Origin of the sequence: Shewanella sp. SR43-4 (genome assembly GCF_014163845.1) — a bacterium.
GTDB classification, from domain to species: domain Bacteria; phylum Pseudomonadota; class Gammaproteobacteria; order Enterobacterales; family Shewanellaceae; genus Shewanella; species Shewanella vesiculosa.
In genome coordinates this window covers 110,476-130,409 of the sequence record NZ_JACJEB010000004.1, presented here as the reverse complement: position 1 = coordinate 130,409, position 19,934 = coordinate 110,476, and the positions used below count along the sequence as shown (strand labels likewise).

Annotated in this window: 14 protein-coding genes; 10 read left to right on the top strand and 4 right to left on the bottom strand. The window is 41.8% G+C overall.

Annotated elements, in window-relative coordinates; genetic code table 11:
• The first annotated feature begins 32 nt into the window (after positions 1 to 32).
• From eat to H5123_RS05785, 3 genes are all read left to right on the top strand, one after another.
• The gene (gene eat / locus H5123_RS05795; RefSeq protein ID WP_182697310.1) at positions 33 to 1,436 is read left to right on the top strand and encodes an ethanolamine permease; all 1,404 of its coding nucleotides are present in this window, start codon (positions 33 to 35) and stop codon (positions 1,434 to 1,436) included.
• Positions 1,437 to 1,899: 463 nt separating this feature from the next.
• Positions 1,900 to 3,501, top strand: coding sequence for an ABC-F family ATPase (locus tag H5123_RS05790; protein ID WP_124014803.1), 1,602 nt, complete (start codon positions 1,900 to 1,902; stop codon positions 3,499 to 3,501).
• A gap of 223 nt (positions 3,502 to 3,724) precedes the next feature.
• Positions 3,725 to 5,965 carry a peptidase U32 family protein gene (locus tag H5123_RS05785; RefSeq protein WP_182697309.1) on the top strand — a complete coding sequence of 747 codons (2,241 nt, stop codon included), beginning with the start codon at positions 3,725 to 3,727 and terminating at the stop codon, positions 5,963 to 5,965.
• 163 nt (positions 5,966 to 6,128) lie between these two features.
• Here the strand turns inward: H5123_RS05785 and H5123_RS05780 are convergent, their stop codons facing one another.
• A complete protein-coding gene (locus tag H5123_RS05780) occupies positions 6,129 to 8,879 on the bottom strand; it encodes a PAS domain-containing protein (protein WP_182697308.1) in 2,751 nt (916 codons plus the stop codon).
• A gap of 3 nt (positions 8,880 to 8,882) precedes the next feature.
• A complete protein-coding gene (locus H5123_RS05775) occupies positions 8,883 to 9,290 on the bottom strand; it encodes a response regulator (RefSeq protein WP_182697307.1) in 408 nt (135 codons plus the stop codon).
• Positions 9,291 to 9,515: 225 nt separating this feature from the next.
• Here H5123_RS05775 and H5123_RS05770 point away from each other — a divergent pair, with 225 nt between their 5' ends.
• Positions 9,516 to 10,205, top strand: coding sequence for an Hpt domain-containing protein (locus H5123_RS05770; RefSeq protein WP_182697306.1), 690 nt, complete (start codon positions 9,516 to 9,518; stop codon positions 10,203 to 10,205).
• Between the two features lie 198 nt (positions 10,206 to 10,403).
• Here H5123_RS05770 and H5123_RS05765 read toward each other — a convergent pair whose 3' ends face one another.
• Positions 10,404 to 11,225: an ABC transporter substrate-binding protein gene (locus H5123_RS05765; RefSeq protein ID WP_182697305.1), complete on the bottom strand. Its 822-nt coding sequence runs from the start codon at positions 11,223 to 11,225 to the stop codon at positions 10,404 to 10,406.
• Positions 11,226 to 11,616: 391 nt separating this feature from the next.
• On the opposite strand from H5123_RS05765, the gene H5123_RS05760 reads away from it, so the two are divergent.
• The 4 genes from H5123_RS05760 (at position 11,617) to H5123_RS05745 (ending at position 17,373) form a co-directional block, all read left to right on the top strand.
• Entirely contained in the window at positions 11,617 to 12,207 is a 591-nt protein-coding gene (locus H5123_RS05760) for a hypothetical protein (RefSeq protein ID WP_182697304.1), read from the top strand.
• 91 nt (positions 12,208 to 12,298) lie between these two features.
• Positions 12,299 to 12,886 carry a bifunctional 2-polyprenyl-6-hydroxyphenol methylase/3-demethylubiquinol 3-O-methyltransferase UbiG gene (locus H5123_RS05755; protein WP_182697303.1) on the top strand — a complete coding sequence of 196 codons (588 nt, stop codon included), beginning with the start codon at positions 12,299 to 12,301 and terminating at the stop codon, positions 12,884 to 12,886.
• Positions 12,887 to 12,896: 10 nt separating this feature from the next.
• On the top strand, positions 12,897 to 15,785 hold the full coding sequence (locus tag H5123_RS05750; protein WP_182697302.1) for a DEAD/DEAH box helicase family protein: 2,889 nt from the start codon (positions 12,897 to 12,899) through the stop codon (positions 15,783 to 15,785).
• A 286-nt stretch (positions 15,786 to 16,071) separates the two neighbouring features.
• On the top strand, positions 16,072 to 17,373 hold the full coding sequence (locus H5123_RS05745; protein ID WP_182697301.1) for an amidohydrolase family protein: 1,302 nt from the start codon (positions 16,072 to 16,074) through the stop codon (positions 17,371 to 17,373).
• 184 nt (positions 17,374 to 17,557) lie between these two features.
• On the opposite strand, the gene H5123_RS05740 is transcribed toward H5123_RS05745, so the two are convergent.
• Positions 17,558 to 18,433, bottom strand: a complete 876-nt coding sequence (locus H5123_RS05740) for a CLCA_X family protein (RefSeq protein ID WP_182697300.1) — start codon at positions 18,431 to 18,433, stop codon at positions 17,558 to 17,560.
• Positions 18,434 to 18,952: 519 nt separating this feature from the next.
• Here H5123_RS05740 and H5123_RS05735 point away from each other — a divergent pair.
• Together H5123_RS05735 and H5123_RS05730 are read left to right on the top strand one after the other, a co-directional pair.
• Positions 18,953 to 19,273: a heavy metal-binding domain-containing protein gene (locus tag H5123_RS05735; protein WP_124014792.1), complete on the top strand. Its 321-nt coding sequence runs from the start codon at positions 18,953 to 18,955 to the stop codon at positions 19,271 to 19,273.
• Between the two features lie 161 nt (positions 19,274 to 19,434).
• Positions 19,435 to 19,893, top strand: a complete 459-nt coding sequence (locus tag H5123_RS05730; RefSeq protein ID WP_182697299.1) for a DUF302 domain-containing protein — start codon at positions 19,435 to 19,437, stop codon at positions 19,891 to 19,893.
• The last annotated feature ends 41 nt before the right edge of the window (positions 19,894 to 19,934 follow it).

Below are 19,934 nucleotides of genomic sequence, written 5' to 3'. Positions count from 1 at the left end.
AATAAAAATTAAATACTACTGGAGAGTTAATTATGTCAGAGAACAACAAAGAGTACCTTGCCAAAAGGCAACTAAAAGGCGGCACCGCCGGCTGGGTGTTACTAGCAGGTTTGGGCGTGTCATACGTTATTTCTGGTGATTTTGCTGGATGGAACTTTGGCATCGCTGAAGCTGGCTGGGGCGGATTTGCCATAGCAGCGATATTAATGGCGATCATGTATTTAGCATTAGTGTTATCTTTGGCTGAAATGTCTGCGGCTATTCCTGCCGCGGGTGGCGGTTACAGTTTTGCTCGCCAAGCCATGGGCCCTGCTGGTGGTTACTTAACCGGACTAGCCGTATTAATTGAATATGCTCTCGCGCCTGCTGCAATCGTGATTTTTATTGGTTCTGCGGTGCAAGAATTAATCGGCTTTAATGGTCCTTGGGTTTATGCACTCTTCTATTTAGTGTTTGTGGGCATTCATCTCGCTGGTGTGGGTGAAGCACTTAAAGTGATGATGGTGATCAGTGGACTAGCCGTTATCGCTATTATTGCCACTGCAGTGGTGCTTATTGGACACTTTGATGCAACCCGACTTTATGATATTGCGGTTACTGATGCTGCAGGTGCCAGTGAGTTTTTACCCTTAGGTTGGTACGGTGTTTGGGCTGCACTGCCGTTTGCCATGTGGTTATTTTTAGCGGTTGAAGGCGTGCCGTTAGCCGCTGAAGAAGCCAAAGATCCAGCCAAAGATGTACCAAAAGGCATTATTGGCGCGATGATATTTTTATTGTTTACGGCCTTACTCGTGGTGGTATTAGTACCAGGTGCTGGCGGTGCAACGGCCATGGGAGCCAGCGCAGTGCCATTAGTTGATGCGCTCAATCTCACCGGCAATAATGGCTTAGCAACGATGGTTAATATTTTAGGTTTAGCAGGTTTAGTGGCCTCATTCTTCTCTATTATTTATGGTTATAGCCGGTTAGTGTTTGCGTTATCACGTGCGGGTTATATCCCCCGTTCATTATCGATTACCACCTCACGTAAAGTCCCCGCTCGCGCATTAATCGTACCTGCAATATTTGGCTTTTTGGCTTCATTAAGCGGCGAAGGTGATTTACTGCTGGCGATGGCGGTTGTTGGCGCTACTGTGTCTTATGCGTTAATGGCACTCAGTCATATTATATTACGTATAAAGCAGCCTGAGCTGATCCGTCCATACAAAACGCCTGGTGGCATTGTCACCTCAAGTATTGCGTTAGTCTTGTCTTTAATCGCATTAACAGGTGTGTACGCCTTCGATCCACGGGCATTCTTGTTCACAATAGGCTTATTTGTGATTGGCGCTGCTTATTACTTTGGCTACAGTTCATCACGCTTGGTCGCCAAAAGTGCCGATGAAGAATTTGCCATGTTAGCCGCGGCAGAATCAGACTTATCGATAGCCAACTAATCGGCAGTTAACTTATCGATACTGTGATGTAAACATAAAGGATAAAGCGCGGAGCAAATATCACCGCGCTTTATCCTTAACAGTATATAAGGATTAACGGAGCAACTGTGACAGTTTGAATCACCTATTGATGCCCTACTCTGAAGCCAGCAAGCCATTCCCCCTGCAGATACCATAACCCTGATACCTAAGCGATTGAGGCCGTTTATCCCCAGGTCAATTCAATTGCACACAGATTAACCCATTTAGCGTAATCGTACTTTTAACCCGCGGGGTTAAGCGCATCTGCATATAAAGGCACAGATAGACAATATTAGCAGATTATAAATCGACAAATTAACCCTAACCTGTATAATCCGCGGCCTATTTACTTACATATACTCGCGTCTGTCTTATTCTCACACGGCTGTTTACTCGCCCTTTGTTGATAAATATTCAGTTAGTACACAGTTGGAACATTGCTTTGATTTCTACCGCTAATATCACCATGCAGTTTGGCCCTGAGCCATTATTTGAAAACATCTCGGCTCAATTTGGTCACGGTAACCGTTACGGTTTAATCGGCGCAAATGGCTGTGGTAAGTCTACGTTCATGAAAATCTTGAGTGGCGCCCTAGCCCCAACCTCAGGCAACGTGTCAATTACACCTGGCTTTAAAGTCGGTACCCTGAGCCAAGATCAGTTTGCCTTTGAGCAATACAGCGTAGTTGATGCTGTGATCATGGGCGATGTTGGCCTGTGGAAAGTGAAACAAGAACGTGACAGCATTTATGCTAAAGCTGAAATGACCGACGAAGACGGCATGCGAGTGGGCGATTTAGAAAGCCAGTTTGCAGAAATGGACGGCTACACTGCAGAAAGTCGCGCCGGTGAAATTCTGTTAGAAGCAGGCATTGAAGAGTCATTCCACTTTGGCTTAATGCAACAAGTTGCTCCAGGCTGGAAATTGCGCGTGCTACTGGCACAGGCTTTATTTGCTAACCCAGACATCTTGTTACTCGATGAGCCAACCAACAACTTGGATATTCATACCATTAGTTGGTTAGCCACCGAGCTAAACAAACGTAAATGCACCATGATCATCATTTCGCATGACAGACATTTCTTGAACTCTGTTTGTACCCACATGGCTGACATCGATTACGGCGAATTACGAGTTTACCCAGGTAACTACGAATACTTCTTGGCACAATCAGGCTTGATACGTGAACAGCTATTAGCCGGTAATGCTAAGAAAAGTGCTGAGATTGACGAACTACAAGACTTCGTTAACCGCTTTGGTGCCAACGCATCTAAAGCGAAACAAGCTAGCTCGCGTGCTAAAAAAATGGATAAAATTAAGCTTGATGACGTCAAATCATCTAGCCGTATTACCCCATCAATTCGCTTTACCGAAAGCAAGAAATTGCATCGCCAAGCACTGGTGCTAGAAGAATTGTCACACGGATTTGATGAAGTGTTATTCGAACACGGTGACCTTATTCTTGAAGCGGGTTCAAAACTGGCGATTATTGGTGAAAACGGTGTGGGTAAAACCACACTACTTCGTTGTTTAGTTGATGAATTACAGCATAATCATGGCCGTATTAAATGGTCTGAAAATGCCGCGATTGGTTATTGCCCACAAGACAGTACCGCTGACTTTGATAATGACATGACTTTATTTGATTGGATGTCGCTATGGCGCACACCAAAACACAATGATTTGATGGTTCGCGGTATGTTAGGCCGTTTGTTATTCTCAGATGACGATGCCAACAAAAAAGTACGAAACTGTTCAGGTGGAGAGAAAAACCGCCTATTATTCGGTAAGTTAATGATGATGGATATTAACGTACTGGTAATGGATGAGCCAACCAACCACATGGATATGGAAGCCATCGAAGCGTTAAATCAAGCCTTGAAATTATTTGAAGGCACATTAATATTTGTCAGCCATGACCGTGAATTTGTGTCATCTTTGGCAACACGTATTATTGATGTAAAAGACAAAAAATTGATTAACTTTCAAGGTACATTTGACGAATACCTTGCAAGCCAAGCGGAAGCAGAAGCCAGAGGCTAATCCCCTTATGGAATACGTATTAGTCAATGCGCATGAATAGATAGATGGTTAGCATTAAGGTCTTCCTATTGCATTACATTGCAATCATGAAGACCTTTTTTGTTTCATTTATCCCCAAAAAATGAATACATTCGCATTCGCTAATTAATAGTAATCCGTTGCAGATACACGTAAAATCGGCTTATAAAATTTATAACTAACGACTTAACAAAGCGAAAATATCATGAATAGAAAAATCGAATTATTGGCGCCAGGTGGAGATGTCGATGCGATTAAAGCTGCGATTATAGCCGGTGCTAACGCCGTTTATTGTGGCTTAGATACCTTCAACGCCCGTAACCGAGCAGCCAACTTATCCTTCGATGACTTAATTGGTGTTATCGCACTTGCTCATCAATACCAATGTGAAGTGTTTCTCACCATGAATATTGTTATTCTTGAGAACGAAATTCCAACATTGGTTAAGTTGCTCAATCAGTTGGTTAATACCGGCATCGACGGCATTATCGTGCAAGACCTAGGTCTGTTTAATTTGGTCAGCAAGCATTTCCCTAGCTTAGCCATTCATGCCTCAACCCAGCTGACAACCCACAATGAAGGTCAAATAGGCTTTTTAGCTAAAATTGGCGCCACACGCGTTAATTTATCGCGCGAGTTAAACCTTGGCGAAATAAAAAGCCTCACCACCCTAGCCCACGATCACGACGTGCTGACCGAAGTGTTTGTTCACGGTGCGCTGTGTATTGCTTTCTCTGGCCAGTGCTATTCAAGCTCAGTCAGTGTCGGTAATTCGGGTAACCGTGGCCGTTGTAGCCAGGCCTGTCGTGACGAATACGAAATTACTGCCGCGGGCAATAAGTTTCCGCTCAATTTAAAAGACAACTCAGCCTATTTTGACTTACCTGAACTGGTCGATGCGGGTGTTGATTCACTTAAAATTGAAGGCCGTATTAAAGGCGCTCAATATGTCCACACTGTAGTGGACAGCTGGCGCAAGCAAATTGATAAATTTATCGATACCGGCAAACTGCTAGCCGATGACTCTAATTTACACCGGGTATTTAATCGTGATTTTACCAACTCATTTTTAAAGGGTAATCTCACTAAAGACATGTTTATCGATAACCCGCGCGATAACAGTTTTAAGCATGCTAACGACAAAAGTAATGCCATATCTGTGGTGCAAATTCAAGAAGCACAACAAACATTGTCGTCTGAAAAAGACGCGATTGTGCAGCTAGTTGCAGAAAAAATTAATCACTTAAGTATTGCAAAACCAACACTGTCACTGGCATTTTCCGGTAAAGTGGCGCAGCCGTTATCAATAGCGGTTAGCACTCCAGAGCAACACTTTGTCATTAACTCGACACTGACCTTAACTAAAGCCACTGAATCTCGCGTTGATGAAGCGGCAATCGAAAAGCGCTTTAAAAGCTTAAAAAGCAGTGGCTACCAGTTACAAGCATTCAATTTTGACGGCTTAGATGCTGACTTAAGCCTGCCGTTTAGCCAATTAACCCAGCTTAAAAATGAATTACTGTTACAACTAACTCAACGAGAATACATAGGCGCTGTAACCTTGCCTAAGTTACCTAAACACCCAAAAGTCACTGAAACGCCAACCCTGTCTTTGCTTATCAGCGATGAAAAAGACGTTAACTTGTGTGATGTTACCCAGGCCGATATCTACTTTAAGCTGCCAGAAAGCTTTAAGAAGAATGATAACAAGTACATCGACATATTTTTGCGTAACCCAAGACTCATCCCTTGGTTTCCAGCTGTGCTTATTGGCAAAGATTATCTTGAAGCGGTAAGAGTGTTAGAAGTGGTTAAGCCTAAGCGTATTGTCACAAACAATACCGGTGTCGCGTTTAAAGCTTATGAAATGGGCATTGAGTGGATTGCAGGACCATTTTTAAACACCACCAACTCTTATGCTTTACTTACCCTGCAAGAGCAGCTCAATTGCGCAGGCGCGTTTATCTCTAACGAGATTAACCGTAATCAAATTAAAAATATTGCCAGACCAGAAAACTTTAAACTGCTGTATAGCATTTATCACCCGATTTTGATGATGACCAGCAGACAATGTTTTTTCCAACAAACAGTGGGTTGTAATAAGCCCAGCATTGAAGATGGCTGTATGTTGAAATGCGAAAAAGCCACGACGATCACTAACGTAAAAGGCATATCCTTTGCGGTAGACAAGCAAAAAGGCGGCTACCCAAGTATTTACAACCACGAGCAGTTCTTAAACATCGAAGCGGTTGAAGACTTATCCTACTTGTTTGATGAATTCTTTATCGACTTAACCAATATTGGTTCTGGTTCAAAAGCTGAAATTGATAAAGTACAACTGGTTAATCACTTTGAAAACGTGCTTAAAGGTGTCACACAAGCCAAAATTGAGCTTAATCAGCTGGTCACCATTGCAACCAATGCTCAGTATCAGCAAGGCTTGTAGTTGATTATGTCAGTGTGAAGCCAGTTGGCAACAAGTTTGAAGCTACAGCAAAGGGTCAGATTACGCTATAAAGTACTCTGACCCTTTTGCTTAGCTGAAACTGGCACAGCGAATAGAACTTGTTATCGACTGTTCAAGCTCAAAGAATCCTTGAGCCTGAGCCTTAAACAGAGATGGGTAAGCGAATATAAAACCTAGCACCATAACCGGGTGTTGAACTGTAGCCAATACTGCCATTCATTGCTTCAGTCAGCTCCTTACACAGCGCTAAACCTAAACCTGTACCGCCTTTGGCCTTAGAGCTACTGGCGTCTGCTTGAGAAAAACGTTCAAAAATTTTGCTCTGAAAATCTTCAGGAATACCATCACCTTGATCTTGCACAGCAATCTCAACCTGATTACCAATCAGTGTGGTAGACAGAGTGACACTTCCCGCTGTCGGTGAAAACTTAACCGCATTGGACAGAAAGTTAGTCAAGATTTGTAATAAACGATGCTCATCGACATAGACAAGGATCTCATCCATTGCGTGGTTTAATTGCAATGCCAGGGTGATTTGATGTAAGTCAGCATAGGGTTGATGATCGTCAATGGCTCTTTGTAATAGAGGCACAACATTTAAGCGTTTCATTTCAAACAACATCTTCCCAGCCGCGAGTTTTTCAATATCCAATAAGTCATTGATCAAACGGCTAAGCTGCTTACAGTTGCTGCTGGCAATTTCAATCAGCTTGTCCGCTTTTGCGGGTAAGGTAACCAACTTACCAGACTGCAATAAATTTAAGGCACCAAAAATCGATGTTAATGGCGTACGCAGCTCATGACTTACTGTTGAGATAAAGTCATCTTTAACTTGTTGTAATTGCATCCTATCGGTAACGTCTTGTACTGAGCCGATTATTATCTGATCAGGATTTTTATCCTCGGCAACTAATTGCCCTAACTGATGCACCCAACGAACTTCACCATTAGGTCGAATAATTCGGTGAACCACATTATGAATGCCTGTTAAACGAGCCTGCTGCTCGCTTTTATCCACTTTATCAATATCATCTGGATGAACGGCACTTTTAAGCAAGGTCACACTGGGAACGATGTCATGGGTGTCAAAACCAAATATTTGGTAAATGATAGGCGACCACCATAAGGTGCCCTGTTTTAATGACGCATGCCAATAACCAATTTGAGCTTGCTCGCTAGCTAAATCAAGGCTTTGCTGAGCAACATTCAATTGCAAATTGAGATCTTCAAGTTTGAGGTAATGTTCTTTCGTTTGGGTAATATCTTGAATGTATCCATGCCACAAAATACTGCCATCGGGCATGGTTTCTGGCGAAGCACTGCCGGATAACCACACTAAGGTATTATTATCCCTGTAAACCCGATATTCCTGTTCCCACAGCGTGAGTTGTTGCGCTGAATCTTCAATACTCTTGGCTACCGCCGGCAAATCTTCAGGGTAAATTTTGGCAAACGCGGTGGACGCATCCGTTTGCACGTCTTCGGGTTTTACACCATAAATGTCTTCGATGGCAGAACTGGCATAAGGAAATGCACTGTGACCGTCGGGCCATAACTGAAACTGATACAAAACCCCTGGCAACTGCTGTGTGAGTTTATGTAATTGATCTTGAAGTTTTTTCTCTTTGCTAATATCTAAAATAAAACCATCTAGGTATTTAATAGCCCCACGACTATCATATTCCGCAGCGCCGCGACCTTCAGCCCATAGAACCGAACCATTTTGATGCAAAATACGGAAATTGAGTACCCAACTGGCATGGTTAAGCACTGCTTTTTCAACTGTTTGAATTAATAAATCTCTGTCTTCGGGATGAATGATGCTCACGAAACTGCGTTGAGAGTTATCAATGAAATCGCTGGCGAGGTAGCCTGAAAGAGCATAAATATGATCGCTCATATACAGCATGGACCAATGCTCATCATGATGACATCGGTAAGTTACCCCAGGTATATTAGTCACTAAGGTTTTAAACTGATCTCGACTTTGTCGTAATGCTAGTTCGTTATCATGTTGTTTGGTGATATCTGCATGGGTGCCGTACATCATCAGAGGCTTACCATCGTCTGAGTATGAAATCACTCGGCCTCTGTCATGCACCCATATAAAATGCCCCTGTTTATGTTGCATGCGGAAATTAACATCATAAAATGGGCTTAACCCATTAAAATGATCCTCTAATGCCGCCTTGGCGTGGTCTAAATCATCGGGATGAGTCACAGCTAACCAGGTGTCGATAGAAATGGGCTCAAGCTCAGCAAGCTGATAACCAATCATTTCTGCCCAACGCTCGTTAAAAACAGTTTCACCGGTTTGTATATTCCATTGCCAAGTACCAATTCTGGTCCCTTCAAGCACCGACCGATACATTAGCTCACTTGCCGCTAATAGCTCATTTGACTGCTCTTGTAATCGGTCTTGAATTTCTTGCTCAACGCTCTTGCCAAACTCAAAAGCAATTTGGCGCTCTTTATCGGTAAACTGCCGAGGTTGGCTGTCAATAAAGCAAAGTGTGCCAATGCGCTCACCGTTAATCTCTAACGGAACACCAGCATAAAAGCGAATAAATGGCGCGCCGGTAACCAATGGATTATCTGCAAAGCGGCTGTCGAGCTGGGCGTCGTGGATTTCAAAAATAGATTCGGCTAAAATCGTATGACCACAAAATGAAATATCTCTACTCGTCTCACAGGCCGCTAGACCTTGTTTGGATTTAAACCATTGCCGCTTAGCATCCACCAATGAAATCAGCACTATTTCGGTGCCAAGGCAAAGTTTAGCTAAATGAGTTAGGCGATCAAAACGTTGCTCTGGAGCCGTGTCTAACAGGCCAGTATTGTGTAACGCTAAGAGTCTTAGTTGTTCGAAAATCGGTGTTACGGGAGCTTGCATCAGTTACTCCGGATGGTTGATTTTTGCTGAAGCAAGATGGGCTTGATAAATACGCTCTAGTGAATCGCCAAGACTCATGGCATCAAAGGGTTTCTCAATAACGTCAACAGCGCCGGCATCTAAATATTCCTGTTTTTCAGTATGCTGAATTCTGGCGGTCATAAATACCACCGGAATGTTAACGCAATGTGCATTTTTACGAATTTCGTGCAGGGTTTGCAAACCATCCATACCTGGCATCATGGCATCTAACAATATTAAATCGGGTGTAAAGTGCGCCAGTTGACTAATCGCCTCATGCCCACCCTCACAAGACACCAAGGTAAGACCTGAGATATCAACCAGAGCCATTTCAACGATAACTCGAATCGACTCATCATCTTCTACGTGTAAAATTTTGTCTAGCGGCATGCCGGCTCCGTTTTGGTGAGTAAAACCCAAATTTGGCTAATTTGATTTGCTAATATAATCTTATAAATGATGTTGTAGCAAACTAAGTTGTTGAATAACCCTATTGATTACAATAAAGCACTCGTGTCTATAGGTATAGTTCATCCAATATCACTGTTGTAATTAAACTGCTATTATCTTTTTGGTAGCGTATCAGCCAAGCCATCATAAACCGAGAGTAAAGAGATGAAAGCGAACAAAAATCCTAGTAATCCGCACTCGGTTGCACAAACTGCCTCAAATAGCGCTAATCACTTAAGTTCAACATCAGCAAATAAAACGCTCGAAAATTTACTTGCCCCCTTTGCAGGCAACGAACTATTTTATCGGCGCTTAATACATATTTTTGAAACAAATTTACAACAACAGCTGCAAAATCTTGATCAGATGATCTTAGATAACAATACCAAGGACATTCTGGTCATTATTCATACCCTAAAAGGTAGTTCAGGATCCACCGGCTTGTCATCTCTGCATTTAGCCCTATTAGACGGCGAAAAAAAGCTTAAACAAGCTTATGATGAAAATGCTGCTAACCTTGATCTTGTATGCGAAGAACTGGTAGCGCATGTTCGTGCTGTGGCGCAAGCTGAGCTTTCAAGTATTCATAGCCTATTACTAAATTCATCTGTAACAGATACACCGGCACCTGCAGAAGACTATTCAAGCGCAGAGTTAACCTCGACCCTAGCAGAACTTAAACAGCATCTAATAGACGGTAATCTCAACGCACTCGACGTCACTTTACGCCTACAAAATATGCTATCGGATAAGATGTTACTGCAACAAGACTTAGCTAGTCTGCATGATACCGTTGAGATGCTCGATTTTGAGCAAGCACTCGACGCATTAGCCTCACTGTCGCAAAAGTTATAAGCTCAAGGTTGTACTTATTCTGGGCTGATAAAACCCGCGTACAACTCGCATACGACACTTCCACTAACTTAAGCGTTATAGATAAGTGAAATGAATACGCGCAATGAATAAGCGATTAATAAAAATCACTTCTTTAGATAACCTTATTTGTTTTTAGGACAATAAAAGCACTAAGCATAAATCAGCTGAAAAGTATCATCACAAAGGCACTTTACCAGACGTTTCTTGTGTTTTAGCTATCGATATTTGCTGCCATTTAACAATCACTTGCGCTAGCTCTCCCCGACTGGATAAACGTTTAATCGATTGGTTAATGCCTGTTATTAACTCTGGGTTAGTGGTTTTTTTACTGACCAGAAAGTGAATTTGATTATGGTCTAATACCAGCGGTAATTCTGTAACAGAAATCCTTTCAATCTGAGTTGCTATATAAGGTACGGCAATAGAATCGCCAATGACAACATCGCCTCTACCGTAACCCAGCATGCGAATTGATTGGGTGGCATTACGACTGAAAATTAATAGTTTTTGCTTGATTAACGCTTGTTCTGATGCTAAAAAATCAGCCCCGTACCAACCAAAAACGGGCGCAAGGAGGACGAGCTTTTGACTAAATATATCCTGCCATGTGTCAATCTTGATCTGTGGTGCTAAATCAGATTTTACAAATAACTTAATTTCTTCGTCACGGTATGGTACTGAGAAATCAGCATAGGCTTCTCTCTCGGGTCTATAACTTGCGCCCATCATAATATCCAAGGTGCCTTCTTGTAACATTCTGTGGGCTCGCTTTACGGGCATATCGATAAAATTTAACTTACAACCTAAGTTGTCCGCCACAATAGTGAGCATATCAACATCGAGCCCAACGGGTTTACCGGCGCTATCCAACCAAGAATACGGCGCCCAACTATTAAAACCAACGTTAATCGGCTCATAACATGATGACGTTGCTTTTTGCCCATAGGCAAAATACGCTTGAAAATAAATAAGTAAAAGTAATAAAATTCTTAATCGCATAGGCTTACTTCTCACCTTATTACTTATCAATTCTTGCAGGGTAAAAGTCGATTTGATGGGATATTGAAGCACTGTCTAGTCAAACGCCACTTTGCTAGCACCTATAAACCTTAGACTATAAACATTAGACATAAAAAATCTGTTACGCCAGTCATCATACCAAGGCTTTTGGGCCTGAACCTTCAATTGAGTGATAAACAGCAATTCAATGTATTTTTTCGCCAGCATTTTGCCTTCAATACATCATGGCAATGCCAGCAACACATTTATCGATACATTAATTCGATGACGGCTATTTTACCCATTTATCATCACGATTGCAGTTCAATCTGGTCAGCGTAATCAATAAGCGGTATTGTTACCCCAAATGAACCCAGATAACGGATGTTGATTGTTTACCTATAATATCAATGGCAAAGCGAGTCGCTTTTTTACCTACGCAGATTTAATAAACTGCGGGACTACGGCTATCGAACATCAAATAGAAAATTTGCCACTGCAACCCGACACTTGGCGCGCACTCAGTTTGTTAGCCACTCAAATACTTGATCCAATCGTCGATCAATTTGGACCCATAGCACTGACTTATGGTTTTTGTTCGCCTGAGCTTGTCAGAAAGATTGCTAAAAATCGCAATCCGCATATTGCGCCAAAACTTGATCAACATTGCTCGCACGAACTCAACCAAAATCAAAAAATCATCTGCGATCGCTTAGGAGCCGCCTGCGACTTTACCCTAGTGAGCAACAAGGATGATAAACCGATTGATATGCAACTGGTGGCGCAGTGGATGTGCGAAAATCTGAAATTTGACCGCCTGTACTATTACGGTAAACATCGACCGATACACATCAGCATTGGCCCACAAATGAATCAATTCATACAAACCATGAAAACCAATGCCGACACCGGCCATCGTGTCCCGTCTAAAAAAGGCCGCAATGAAACGGCGATTGCGGTGATTAGGCAAGTGGATTATTAATCTAGCTTAATGGGTTTTCTATAGAATGAAACACTTGAGAAGGCTATCGGTGATAAGTTAGAATCAAGCCATGTAAATCATAGGGTTAGTTATGTCTACCATAGAATTTTATGACACAAATTCACAAGATTTTTTTGACTCAACCGTAAATGCTGACGTCAGTGGGTTATACCAACCTTTTATCAGCCATTTGCCTGCAAAAGCACGTGTGTTAGATGCAGGTTGTGGTTCTGGCCGAGACAGTAAAGCCTTTATCGATTTGGGTTTCAATGTCACATCAATTGATGCCAGTACGGAATTAGCCAAAGCGGCATCTGAATATATAGGTCAAAATGTGGCGGTTTGTACCTTCGATGAAATAGACACTGCGCTTGAGTTTGACGGTATTTGGGCTTGTGCATCTCTTCTACACGTTGAGGTTAACGCCCTACCCAACACCTTTAATATTTTGGCTAATACTTTGGTTAAAGGTGGCGTATTTTATTGCTCATTTAAGTATGGCGACCAAGAACGCAATTATAATGGCCGATTCTTTAGCGATGCCAACGAAGTTCGATTACATCAATGGCTCAGCCAAACCTCTTTAGACATTGAACGTACTTGGATAACTACTGATGTTCGCCCTGGCCGTGACAGTGAGCAATGGCTCAATGCAATATTAATTAAAATCACCCAATAGAGATGTAACAATGAAGTTAGCAGAAGGACCTGTATTAATCAGTGGTGGTTTGGATGATCCATTTTTACCCAAATTGCGGCAAGCGATTAATCGTGCGACTCATATTGAAATATCGGTGTCATTTATTCAGCAATCTGGGCTAAATTTAATTTTTGATGCTTTATCTGATGCGCTAGAGCGCGATGCAAGCATTTCAATCGTTACCTCAGACTATCTTTTGATTACCGATCCGGTTGCATTACGACACTTAATGATTTTGCAATCTCGCGGTGCAAAAACCAAAATCTTTATCTGTAAACGTAATCAAAGCTTTCATATGAAAACCTATATTTTCGTCCAACAACAAAGCGGACTAGCAGATATAGGTAGCGCTTTTATTGGCTCAAATAACATCAGTAAAGCGGCATTCACCCACGCATTTGAATGGTGCTTACGCCATGATTTATTGCCGAATCAAGATCCTAAAGAATTTAACCATATCCGCCAACAATTCTTGCAGATTTTCAATCATTCGCAGGCAATCGAGCTCAGTGATGTATTCATCAACAACTATGCCCAACAGCGTAAATTGTGTAAACCGCCTTTAGCCATCGTTAATGAAGTAGAGCCAGAAGAACCAGTACCTAACTCAGCCCAAGCAGAAGCCTTAATTGCATTAGCTGACACACGTTTAGCCAAGCAATCCAAAGGACTGGTTGTATTAGCCACGGGTATGGGTAAAACATGGTTAGCTGCATTTGATGTATTGCAATTCAAGGCTAAAAAAGTGCTGTTTGTTGCTCATAGAGAAGAGATATTAATTCAAGCAGAACGGACTTTTAGGACCTTATTACCTCAAAGTACCACAGGTCACTTTAATGCCAACGCTAAGGTCGTTGATGCTGACATTGTATTTGCATCGATTCAAACTTTAGGCAAACCGGAATACCTTAATAAACTTGATAAAACTCATTTCGACTATGTGATCGTTGATGAATTTCATCATGCTGGCGCCGTCAGTTATCAGTTATTACTCAATCACTTTACCCCGCAGTTTTTACTCGGGTTAACCGCCACGCCAGAGCGCACGGATCAAGCTGATATTTTATCGTTATGTGATAACAATTTGGTGTTTGAAAGAAACATTATCGACGGAATTGAATCGGGTATTTTAGTCCCCTTTCATTACCAAGGTATTAAAGACGAAACGGTCGATTACCGAGAGCTGCCATGGCGTAATGGTAAGTTTGATCCGCAACAATTAGTCAATCTGTTTGCTACCCAAAAGCGCGCTAAACATGTGTTTGCTCATTGGCAGACACATAAGCAGCAACGTACCTTGGCATTTTGCGTCTCTAAAGCTCATGCCGACTTTATGGCTCAATGGTTTTCTGCCCGTGGTATTAAAGCTGTGTCGGTGCATAGCGGCTCAGAAGTTAGACGCGGTGAAGCACTTAGCCAATTAAACGCTGGTGAAATAGAGGTAATATTTTCAGTTGATTTGTTTAATGAAGGTACAGATTTACCCTCAATAGACACTATCTTAATCTTACGACCGACTGAATCTAAAATTCTCTTTTTACAACAGTTAGGTCGTGGATTACGTACATCTCCCGAAACTCATAAAACCTCTGTGTCTGTTATCGATTTCATCGGTAATCACATCAGCTTTTTAAATCGGCCAATGGCGTTATTGCAAACAGCGAACGCCAATGAAGCGATTAAGCGTCTTAACACACCTCAAATCGATTCTAAGTGCTTAATCAATATCGACCCCGAATTAATCGACTTTTGGCAACAGTTAAAACTTGATTACACTAAAGCTGATCAACAGTACCAATTACTCAAAGATGATTTAGGTCACCGCCCTACTGCCACAGAATTTTATTACAGTGGTTATGTTTGGAGTAAAATGACCAAGCAAAATGGTAGTTGGTTTGAATTGGTATTAAGCCAAGAAAAGCAAGACAACGCATTACATTCGTTAACGCCCTATTTGTCATTTCTAAGTCTTGGCGTTGAAAAGGCAACAATGACCAAATGCTTTAAAGCAATATTACTCGAAGCATTTGTTGAGCTGAATGGATTAAGTCATCCACCCACAATTGAAGCGGTATGCCTTAAGAGTTGGCAGATATTTAAACGTTATCCAAAATTGTGGATTCAAGATGTTAAAGCCGATCTGCAGCAAATTGATGCCCGCTCACCAAAATGGCACAAGTATTGGTTAGCCAACCCAATTACTTTTTTATGCAAACAAGATAAATCAGATACGCAATCTTGGTTTGTTGTAAAAGATGATCGGTTACAAGCCAATATAGATGTAAAAGTTGATGATATTGCAGTGATGTCTTCCGCGATGAGAGAATTAAGCGAATTATTGTTAGCGCGTTACAGCCAACGCCAATCATCTTCTACGCCAGCACCAACCAGCAAAACAATACAATCGAATGTGGTTACGCTTCCCATTGGAGTGACAAAGGATGAACAGACATCTCTTAGTTATTACCCAGATCTCAAAATTGCCTGCGGTCATTTCAAAACGGGTACTGACGACAATAGTGACACACTGACGCTAAACTCGACCTTTAGTAAACTCGATCCATCGATTTACTTTATTGCCCCTGCCAGTGGTAACTCAATGAATGGCGGTAAAAATCCAATTGAAGACGGTGATTTATTGTTATTAGAGCGCATAACAGCACTCAATGCTGGTTCGATTACCGGTAAAATCATCGCGATTGAAATCCAAGATGATACAGGTAATAACCAATATTTATTGCGTAAAGTGAATAAACTCACTAATGGTCAGTATCAACTTAATGCCCATAATCCAGCGTACTCACCAATACTAGCAAATGACTCAATGCAGACCTTTGCGAGATTGAAGCAGGTTCTGGATAAGTCTGATTTGGTATAAATAATAGATTTTTAGTAATAAATTACTCTTTATCAAGCCACTCGCGAGTGGCTTTTTTATGGGTTTTATCTCAGCATTAACACTCGCTTCATTATGCTAAAACCGCTCACCCGATAACTATCAGCTAATACAAATTGATACATAAAATAGCTACGATTAAATTTAACAAGTGGTTAATATAATTTAGCCCTCACCATTGATTTTTTGCACCGCTAACCTCAGTTCTGACCCTTATTCGTTCAATTAATAATGAAATGCATAATAATAACAACAAAGGATTTTACCAATGGCCATTCCTCTAAAAAGAAACAAGATTAGTGCAATTCAACTCACACTTAGCCTGAGCTTATGTACCACTTTTATTACTCCGGCGTTTGCCCAAGACACCTTGATTTTGGCCGATGCCTATATCGATGTAGCTAAAGGAAAAAGCGTTGATAATGCAGCGATAATTATCTCTAACAATCACATCGTTAAGGTTACCACCGCGGCAAACATTACGAATAAAGCCGATTACAGCTTGATTGATCTTAAAGGTAAAACGCTGGTGCCTGGTGTGATGGACATGCATGTGCATTTATCTGGCGATGCTGAAGATAATTTTTTAGAGTCGATGAATTATTCAGTACCAAGGCAAACTGTTAAAGCGGTTAAAAATGCTCAGAAAACCTTGCTCGCAGGCTTTACCACAGTGCGAGACTTAGGTGCATCTGGCTATTCAGTGATTGCTACCCGAGATGGAATAGATGCTGGCGATATTCCTGGTCCACGTATTTGGGCCGTAGGCCATGCAATTGGTATCACCGGCGGTCATTGCGATGATAACTTTCCTGCTCCAGAAGCCCATGCTAAAGCTCAAGGTGTTGCCGACGGTCCTTTGGAAGTGCGCACCAAAGTACGTGAAAACATAAAATACGGTGCCAATGCGATTAAAGTCTGTGCCACTGGCGGAGTTTTTTCTAAAGGTACTCAAGTCGGTGCGCAACAAATGACTTACGAAGAACTTAAATCTGCCGCAGATGAAGCGCATATGCGCGGTCTTGTTATCGCCGCCCATGCACATGGCACTAGTGGCATTAAAGATGCTATACGCGCGGGTATCGATAGTATTGAGCATTGTAGTTTTATGGACGATGAAGCCATTAAGATGGCAATAAAAGCAGGCACTTACTTGTCTTGCGATATTTATAACACCGAATACACCCTCGCCTATGGTGCTGCTAACGGCGTACCAGAAGCCAATATCAATAAAGAAAAGCAGGTGTCGCAAGCCCAGCGTGACAGCTTTAGAAAAGCCGTTAAGGCAGGCGCTAAGATGGTGTTTGGTTCAGATGCAGCTATTTATCCCCATGGAGACAATGGTAAACAATTTTCACGCATGGTCACCTATGGTATGACGCCTGTTCAAGCGCTTCAGGCTGCAACCATTAACAGTGCCGCCTTGATAAAACAAGACAACTTAGGTCAAATTAAAGCCGGATTCTTGGCTGACATTATCGCTGTTGATGGCAATCCGCTAGATAACATTAGCTTGATGGAAAACGTCACTTTTGTTATGAAAAATGGCGTTGTGTACAAAAAGCGTTAAGGCATTAGCTAACCGCTATTGGTTATGTCGCAGCCCTATTGGCTTGGATAGCTTTAGCAATCAAATACCAAGGCCTACCTTAAACGCTAGGCCTTTTTTATATCTAACAGATAGACAGTCAGATCTTAGAAACATGTTGATTCGTTCAATCATTATGGTTCAAGTCTTTTTATCTATAACAAGGCTATACATTAAGCGCTGGCTGACTGTCCCGACTGTGTTTATCAAACGCTAACCCTAAGGGTTCAAAATAGGCCAATAGTGCTTGATAGATTTCACGGCGGTGTTGGGTATCTGGGTAAGCACCATGTTTGGCTAATGGTGAGTTAATCGTGCTGTTAACTAGGTATGGATTAGATATTTCGGCATTAGCCTGTGAGTACATTTCAATACTGGCTTCGAATGCGCGCGCCATCAATTCGGTTGGTTTGGCAAAGTAATGACAAGCTTGCAGTTTATCTAACGCGATTGACCGTCTCACATACTCGTGTGGCTCTTGGCCATTGGTGTTTAAAAAAGTGATTTCAAATAGCTTAGATAATTGTTGGTTCAGTGGATGAGCAACTAATGCTTTGTCTGCAAGCCAATGGTCGGTAGCACATGCATACCGGTTAGCCGGACTCATGTACCCATCTTGGCTCAGTAGAGTGTCATCAACAAACATTTTGTCGGTTATGTAATGATCGAACGCATGCCAAAACTCATGAGCTAACGACCCTGCGCCGGCATTTTTGGCTAACGCCAGTTCTCGATATGCTGGTGAATAGTGTGCCTGCACGCCCTTTTGGCCGCCATGACCAAAGGCAAATCGTAAACTGCCGCGCAAACCAATTAGCTCTGGTGGTACGCAGAGTATATTGGCCAGATCGGCTAATGAATCAAATATCAAGTTAGCCGCTAATGCCGACTCCTCGCGATTAACCCATTTGCCCACTCTTATGTGCTGTAAACCAAAGGTGTGCTTGATATCTAAAAAGCTCACCGAATCACCATTGCGATAATCGGGACCAATGCGCTCAAAATGACGCTGATGATTTAATAATGAATGATGTGAAGCCAAACAAACCTCTATTACACGAAAGCGATTATAAATACATTTACAAAAAATGAATGCTGAACTCAGTGGGTAATTATGCCATGTTTAACGCCATCAACCGTGCAATAAAAAAGCTAATGGTGGTAAAAGTCTCCTTGGCGCAACCTCATCCACCAGTATGCGATAAGCATTTTTATTCAGCTTTATGCAAAAATAAAAGTATTACACTCGGTAAATTTTTAACCTTTATTCATTTAAATGCTTATTTAATCAAAATAAGGCTAAACAGATTAAATTAAAAGCACTGCATAATCACCGAGTTTATTTTACTCTTCTATTAAGTGGTCCATTAAGAACCGATTAAGTGGCTTAGTACGGCCACCAGCACTTAATGGATCGTATACGTTACGGCTGTTTATGACGATATGCACCTAAAGAGTAAGCCGGTGTATTTGGGGGGCCCTTTTAAGTATCGCTCATTGAATGTCTATTTAACCCTGTTCACAGTACAGTGGTTTAAGCGCAATTGTTTATGGAGGATTTATGATTTATACCACAACAGAAACCATTCCTGGTCGGGATATTATCGAGATTGTCGGCATTGTAACGGGTAATGTTGTTCAATCTAAACATATTGGCCGAGATATTATGGCTGGTTTAAAAAGCATTGTCGGCGGTGAAATCCGCGGTTACACCGAAATGTTAAGTGATGCCAGAGATGTCGCCATTGAGCGCTTAGTTGCCAGTGCAGCTGAAAAAGATGCCGATGCGATTGTGGGTATCCGCTTTACAACAAGCGCCATTATGGATGGGTCGTCGGAAATAATGGCTTTTGGTACCGCAGTAAAATTAGCGCCACGCTGATAAATAGCTCAGTTACTTAACCTAAATTTAGCTCATATTAATATCACTCGTGAAGAATGAAGGCTGAGATAAGTACTTCTCACCATGTTGTTAACCTGTTTGTTTGTCCGAGTTTAGGCTGCCATCTCACGAGTGATCAAACATAACTAATAGGTAACTTTATGATTAAAAATATTTCCTTAGCCCTTATCACCTTGATAGCCTCAACTCATGCCCTGGCGCTAGAAAACCTCATTACTGTTGAAAGCCATTACTCGGCCAAAGAAACTGCTGATAGGTTTGAGTCGATCATAAAAGATAAAGGGTTTACGGTTTTTGCCAGAATAGATCATCAGAAAAATGCGGCAGGGGTTAATTTAACGCTAAGACCAACTGAAGTGATTGTGTTTGGCAACCCGAACATTGGCACTCAATTAATGCAGTGTAACCAACTGGCGGCAATTGACTTGCCCCAAAAGGCATTGATCAGTGAAGACGCCGATAATAAGGTTTGGCTGTCGTATAACAATCCGCAGTACCTTAAGCAGCGTCATAACATTACAGGCTGCGATAAGGTTATGAATAAAATAGCCGCCGCGCTCAATACATTAAGCATTGCTGCAACGTCCAAACCGCTATAATTTAGAATGATATTAATCAATAACTTATATAGCATATTTAT